Origin of the sequence: Pseudomonas sp. GD04158 (assembly GCF_029834875.1) — a bacterium.
Lineage (GTDB): Bacteria > Pseudomonadota > Gammaproteobacteria > Pseudomonadales > Pseudomonadaceae > Aquipseudomonas > Aquipseudomonas hydrolytica.
In genome coordinates this window covers 1-6,162 of sequence record NZ_JAODYT010000134.1, presented here as the reverse complement: position 1 = coordinate 6,162, position 6,162 = coordinate 1, and the positions used below count along the sequence as shown (strand labels likewise).

Here is a 6,162-nt window from a genome sequence, read left to right as displayed (position 1 = left end):
CGATGCTGCGCAGGCGGAAGGCCTTGGCGATTTCGCTGATCGCCAGGGGGTAGACGATGCCGCTGGTGATGCCACCCTTCATGACCAGATCGCACTCGCGGGCGAAAACGGGCGGGCGGCGGTCGTTCATCTGGGCTCCTGGGGCACTGCACTGCGATGGGAGCCGGCATCATACAGGGCTGATAGAGGCTATGTGCCAGTGCCTGGAGTCAGTCGCGAAAGAACACCTGGATCAGGTGATACCCGAACTGGGTCTTCACCGGGCCGTGCACTTCGCGCAGCGGCTTCTTGAAAATCACCTGATCCACTGCCCGCACCATCTGGCCGGGGCGCACCTCGCCGAGGTCGCCGCCTTTCTTGCCTGAGGGGCAGATCGAATGCTTGCGCGCCAGCATGTCGAAGGCCTCGCCGGCAGCGATGCGCTTCTTCAGCGCGGCCGCTTCCGCTTCGGTCTTGACCAGGATGTGGCGGGCCATTGCCTTTGCCATGACGGGGTCCTCAATTTTTCCGGGGCGTTATTGTGCCAGCATTCTTTGCGCCATCAGAATGGCGTCAATTCAAAGGCAGGCTTCGCCAGCTGAGTGGCGGCGAATCTTGGCTATGGTATTTCAATCGCTGCCCACGGAAACGCTGCCATGGATCTCCACGCAATGCTCAAAGTCCTGTCCAGCCAGGACGGTTCCGATCTTTATCTGTCCACCGGCGCGCCGCCCTGCGCCAAGTTCAATGGCGTGCTCAAGGCGCTGAGCCAGGAGCCGCTGAAGTCCGGGGACGTGGCGGCCATTGCCGAGTCGATCATGGATGGTGCCCAGCGCGAGGAGTTCGAGCGCGAACTGGAGATGAACCTGGCCATTTCCCTGGCCGGGGTGGGGCGTTTCCGTATCAACATCTTCAAGCAGCGCAACGAAGTCTCGATCGTGGCGCGCAACATCAAGATGGAGATTCCCCGCTTCGAGGACCTCAAGCTGCCGGAGGTGCTGCTCAGCACGGTGATGGAGAAGCGCGGCCTGGTGCTGTTCGTCGGCGGCACCGGCTCGGGCAAGTCCACCTCCCTGGCGGCGCTGATCGACTACCGCAACCGCAACAGCGGCGGGCACATCATCACCATCGAGGACCCGGTGGAATATGTGCACCGGCACAAGAAGTCGATCATCAACCAGCGCGAGGTCGGGGTGGACACCCGCAGCTTCCACGCCGCGCTGAAGAACACCCTGCGCCAGGCGCCCGATGTGATCCTGATCGGCGAGATCCGCGACCGCGAGACCATGGAACATGCCCTGGCCTTCGCCGACACCGGTCACCTGGCGATCTCCACGCTGCACGCCAACAACGCCAACCAGGCGCTGGACCGCATCATCAACTTCTTCCCCGAGGAGCGACGCCCGCAGCTGCTCAACGACCTGGGCAACAACCTCAAGGCGTTCGTCTCCCAGCGCCTGGTCAAGACCCTCGATGGCAAACGCCGGGCCGCGGTCGAGGTCATGCTGGGCACTCCCACGGTGCGCGACCTGATCAAGCGCAACGAGTTCTCCGAGCTCAAGGAGATCATGGAGAAGTCGAAGAACCTCGGCATGCAGACCTTCGATCAGGCGCTGATCGATCTGGTCCACGAAGGCGCCATCGACGAAGAGGAAGCGGTGAAGAACGCCGATTCGGCCAACAACGTGCGCCTGAAGCTCAAGCTCTACCGCGATAATCCCGCCAACGCCGCGCCGCCGGCTGCCAGCGCTGCGCCAGCCCGGCCGGCCGTGGCGCCGACGGTAGCGCCGAAGGTGGCCGACAGCGGCGACTGGGGCCTGGAGCTCAAGCTCGAGGACATTGAACAGGAGCAGCCGCCAGAGGACCCGGGGCGCAAGGGCATCTGAGCGGCGGTGCGCTAGGGCGCGGCGTCGAGTGGCTGCGGCAGATAGAGCTCGATCAGGCGCTTGCTGATGCCTTCGTCATGCACGCTTTGCACGGCGGCACGCAGTTTCTGCACCAGTTGCGCATCGCACTCCTTGGAACAGGCCAGATAGAGATGGGTGCTGGCCAGTACCGGGCTCATCTGCAGCCTGCGCGTGGAGTGTTGCGGCCAGATGTAGAGCGCCTCCGGCACGCCGGTGAACCAGGCGTCGATACGCCCCCGCTCCAGCAGATGGGCGGGGTTTTCACCCAGCGTATGGGTGATGATCTGCTGCTCGCTGAAACCCTGGCTTCTGAGAATCTCCACCTGCGCCGTGCCCAGGCCGACGCCGATGCGCCGGTAGCGCTGGCGCGCTTCGGCGAAGCTCTGCACCGGCTCGTCGAGGCTGAAGAAGGCGCGCTCCAGCGGCATGATGGGCGCTATCCAGGTGTACAGCGGCTCGCGTTCGGGGGTACGCGACAGGGGAATGATCAGCTGGTCGCGGCCGTTGGCCACCTTGCGCTGGGCGCGTGCCCAGGGCTCGTAGCGCAGTTCGCTGAGCAGGCCGGCGCGGGCCAGAGCGGCGAGCGTCACATCGCCGACCATGCCATGACCGCCTTTCAAACTGGCGAAGGTCAGAGGTGGCGCGTTGGGCATGTACAGCTCGATGACGTCTTCCGCCTGACTGGCAAAGGCCAGGCAGAGCAGAGCGCAACAACAGAATTGACGTAACGGCACGGCGAGCTTCCAGCGGCACGATCGTGCTTGAGTATAAGCCGCCACGGCGGCGGTGCGGCTTGACGTTGCGCAAGCTTCACTCACGCAGTTGCGGCAGATCCCTGAACAGCTCCAGCGCCTGCGGGTTGGCCAGGGCGTCGGTGTTCTTCACCGGGCGGCCATGCACCACGTTGCGCACCGCCAGTTCCACCAGCTTGCCGCTGATGGTGCGCGGGATATCGGCCACCGCGACGATCTTCGCCGGCACGTGACGGGCGGTGGTGTTGGCGCGGATCACCTGGCGAATCGTGCTTTCCAGCGCCTCGTCCAGCGCCACGCCGTCGCGCAGGCGGACGAACAGCACCACGCGCACGTCGCCAGCCCAGTCCTGGCCGATGGCGATGGATTCCAGCACCTGCGGTACCTTTTCCACCTGGCGGTAGATCTCCGCGGTACCGATGCGCACGCCGCCCGGATTCAGCACCGCGTCGGAGCGGCCGTGGATCACCAGGCCGCCGTGCACGGTTTCCTCGGCGTAGTCGCCATGGGCCCAGACACCGGGGAAGGTGTCGAAATAGGCGGCGCGGAATTTCTCGCCGCCTTCGTCGTTCCAGAAGCCCAGCGGCATCGAGGGAAAGTGCCGGGCGCAGACCAGTTCGCCTTTCTCGCCGGTCACCGGCTGGCCACTGTCGTTCCACACCTGCACGTCCATGCCCAGGCCCTTGCACTGCAGCTCGCCGCGCCATACCGGCAGCACCGGATTGCCGAGGGCGAAGCAGGAGACGATGTCGGTGCCGCCGGAAATGGACGACAGGCACAGGTCGGCCTTGATGCCCCGGTAGACGAAGTCGAAGCTCTCGTGGGCCAGCGGCGAACCGGTGGAGAGAAGCGCTTTCAGGCGTTGCAATTTGTGCGTTTCGCACGGCTTGGCGCCGGCCTTTTCCAGCGCGGCGAGGTACTTGGCGCTGGTGCCGAAGATGCTGATGCCTTCGGCGTCGATCAGCTCGATCAGGCGTTCGGGCCCCGGATGGAAGGGCGAGCCGTCGAACAGCACCAGGGTGGCCCCCAGGGCCAGGCCGGAGACCAGCCAGTTCCACATCATCCAGCCGCAGGTGGTGTAGTAGAACAGGCAGTCATCGGCCGTCAGGTCGGTGTGCAGGCCGAGTTCCTTGACGTGCTGCAGCAGGGTGCCGCCCACGCCGTGGACGATGCACTTGGGCACACCGGTGGTGCCGCTGGAGTAGAGGATATACAGCGGCTGATCGAAGGGCACGGCAGTGAATTCGGGTTCGCCGCCGGGCTGGTAGAAGTCCTGCCATAGCGCCACGCGGGCCTGGGTGCTGAAGTCGGCGGGCTTCGCCTCGGGCCGGGAGTAGGGCACGACGACGAGTTGCTCCAGGCTCGGCAGGCGTTCGAGGATCTCACCCAGCTTGGCGGTCAGGTCCAGGTTCTTGCCGGCGTAACGGTAGCCGGCAGCGGCGATCAGCACCTTGGGTTCGATCTGGCCGAAGCGGTCGATCACCCCCTGGGTGCCGAAGTCCGGCGAGCAGGACGACCAGGTGGCGCCGAGGCTGGTGGCGGCGAGCATGCCGACCACGGTCTGCCAGGTGTTGGGCATAAAGGCCGCGACCCGGTCGCCGACGCCCACGCCGGCCTCGCGCAGGCTGCGCTGCAGGCCGGCGACATGGCCGGCCAGTTCCAGGTAGCTGAGCTGCTCGCGGCTGCCGTCTTCGCCCACGGCCACCAGCGCCGGGTGCGGGTCGCGGCGGCGCAGCAGGTGTTCGGCGAAATTCAGCCGGGCGCCGGGGAACCAGTCGGCGTCAGGCATGGCCGGGCCCTCGCGCAGCACCCGCTCGGCAGGCGCGCTGAAGCGGATCTCGAAAAAATCGATGATGGCCTGCCAGAAGGCCTCGCGTCGTTCGATGCTCCAGGCGTGCAGGGCCGGGTAGTCGGCCAGGTCGAGACCGTGGCGCCGGTTGACCAGGCGGCGGAAGGCATCCAGGCGGGTGGCGGCGATACGCTCGGCGGAGGGCGTCCAGAGAGGCTGCTGCATGGCCGGTCCTCGTTGCTTGTCGGTACTTTCTACCCTAGCGCAAGCGGGTGGGGTTGCCTTGATGCGCAGCGACGCTCCTCACCACCTTGCCGACCTTTTTGTTGGGGCGATGGCCTTTCACCTATGCCGCGGTGGCCTTACTGGCTCAGGCGTGCGCGGGCCACGCGCGAGCCATTGGCCTTGCCCAGCACCTCGCAGATGCGCTGGCCGGCGGCGATCAGCTTGTCCATGTCGATACCGGTGTCGATGCCCAGACCTTGCAGCATGTACAGCACGTCCTCGGTGGCGACGTTGCCGGTGGCGCCCTTGGCATAGGGGCAGCCGCCGAGCCCGGCGACCGAGCTGTCGAACACCTGGATGCCTTCCTGCAGGCTGGCGTAGATATTGGCCAGCGCCTGGCCGTAGGTGTCGTGGAAATGCCCGGCCAGCAGGTGGCGGGGGATATCGCGGCCGACCACGTTGATCAGGTGGCGGGTCTTGCCCGGCGTGCCGGTGCCGATGGTGTCGCCGAGGGAAACCTCGTAGCAGCCCATGGCGTAGAGCTCGCGAGCGACGCTGGCGACCTGGGCCGGGTCGATCTCGCCGTCGTAGGGGCAGCCGAGCACGCAGGACACATAGCCGCGCACGCGCACCTTGGCGGCCTTGGCCGCCTCCATCAGCGGCACGAAGCGCGCCAGGCTCTCGGCGATGGAGCAGTTGATATTCTTCTGCGAAAAGGCCTCGCTGGCGGCGGCGAACACCGCCACTTCCTCGACTTGGGCCTGCAGGGCGGCCTCGAAGCCTTTCAGGTTCGGCGTCAGCGCGGCGTAGGTAACGCCCGGCTGGCGCTGGATGGCGGCGAACACCTCGGCGGAGCCGGCCATCTGCGGCACCCACTTGGGCGAGACGAAACTGCCCACCTCCACGTAGCCAAGGCCGGCGGCGCTCAGGTCGTCGACCAGGCGCACCTTGTCGGCGACGCTGATCGGCTGTTTCTCGTTCTGCAGGCCGTCGCGCGGGCCGACTTCGACCAGGCGTACGGATTTGGGCAGGCTCATGGGGGTTCCTCGTGTATATCCGTTGTCATCGCGCGTGCGCGGTGGCGTAGGGTGCGCTGTGCGCACCATGGAATGACGATCTTACGGCGCCCGGTGCGCATGGCGCACCCTACGACAATTCCACCAGCACCGCGCCGTCGCTGACCAGCTCGCCTTCGCGGCAGTAGATGGCCTTGACCGTGCCGGCCTCGGGCGCGCGGATGCTGTGCTCCATTTTCATCGCCTCCAGCACCACCAGGGCGGTGCCGGCCTCCACGGCCTGGCCCGGCTCGACCAGCACGCGGACGATGCTGCCGTTCATCGGCGCGGTCAGGCCGCCGTGCTGATGATGGCTGGCCTCGGCCGCGGCGATCGGGTCGAAGCGGCTGACCGCGTGCAGTTCGCCCTGCCATTGCAGGTACAGGGTGTCGCCCTGACGGATCGCGCTCATGCGCTGCTGCGCCGCACCGGGCACCAGCAGGTTGTCGCCCTGC

The 6,162-nt window shown here is 66.4% G+C and carries 6 protein-coding genes; 1 reads left to right on the top strand and 5 read right to left on the bottom strand.

All coding sequences use genetic code 11. The features are described 5' to 3' along the window. Window positions 1-209: 209 nt before the first annotated feature. A complete protein-coding gene (locus N7333_RS23665) occupies window positions 210-488 on the bottom strand; it encodes a peptidylprolyl isomerase (protein WP_003239721.1) in 279 nt (92 codons plus the stop codon). 162 nt (window positions 489-650) lie between these two features. On the opposite strand from N7333_RS23665, the gene N7333_RS23660 reads away from it, so the two are divergent. Beyond that, on the top strand, window positions 651-1,865 hold the full coding sequence (locus tag N7333_RS23660) for a PilT/PilU family type 4a pilus ATPase (RefSeq protein ID WP_129482438.1): 1,215 nt from the start codon (window positions 651-653) through the stop codon (window positions 1,863-1,865). Window positions 1,866-1,876: 11 nt separating this feature from the next. Here N7333_RS23660 and N7333_RS23655 read toward each other — a convergent pair whose 3' ends face one another. The 4 genes from N7333_RS23655 to N7333_RS23640 all read right to left on the bottom strand — a co-directional run. Then, a complete protein-coding gene (locus tag N7333_RS23655; protein WP_232531407.1) occupies window positions 1,877-2,620 on the bottom strand; it encodes a transporter substrate-binding domain-containing protein in 744 nt (247 codons plus the stop codon). 76 nt (window positions 2,621-2,696) lie between these two features. Then, the gene (locus N7333_RS23650; RefSeq protein WP_129482310.1) at window positions 2,697-4,652 is read right to left on the bottom strand and encodes an acetoacetate--CoA ligase; all 1,956 of its coding nucleotides are present in this window, start codon (window positions 4,650-4,652) and stop codon (window positions 2,697-2,699) included. A gap of 137 nt (window positions 4,653-4,789) precedes the next feature. Then, complete coding sequence (locus N7333_RS23645; RefSeq protein WP_003239730.1) at window positions 4,790-5,689, bottom strand: hydroxymethylglutaryl-CoA lyase; 900 nt, start codon at window positions 5,687-5,689, stop codon at window positions 4,790-4,792. A 109-nt stretch (window positions 5,690-5,798) separates the two neighbouring features. Further along, window positions 5,799-6,162: biotin/lipoyl-containing protein (locus N7333_RS23640; RefSeq protein ID WP_347815299.1), on the bottom strand; the 364-nt coding region annotated here is incomplete at its 5' end.

What these genes read in the sequence shown, in the direction of transcription:
- N7333_RS23665 (WP_003239721.1), bottom strand. Translation starts at nt 488, where the DNA reads ATGGCAAAGGCAATGGCCCGCCACATCCTGGTCAAGACCGAAGCGGAA.
- N7333_RS23660 (WP_129482438.1), top strand. Translation starts at nt 651, where the DNA reads ATGCTCAAAGTCCTGTCCAGCCAGGACGGTTCCGATCTTTATCTGTCC.
- N7333_RS23650 (WP_129482310.1), bottom strand. Translation starts at nt 4,652, where the DNA reads ATGCAGCAGCCTCTCTGGACGCCCTCCGCCGAGCGTATCGCCGCCACC.
- N7333_RS23645 (WP_003239730.1), bottom strand. Translation starts at nt 5,689, where the DNA reads ATGAGCCTGCCCAAATCCGTACGCCTGGTCGAAGTCGGCCCGCGCGAC.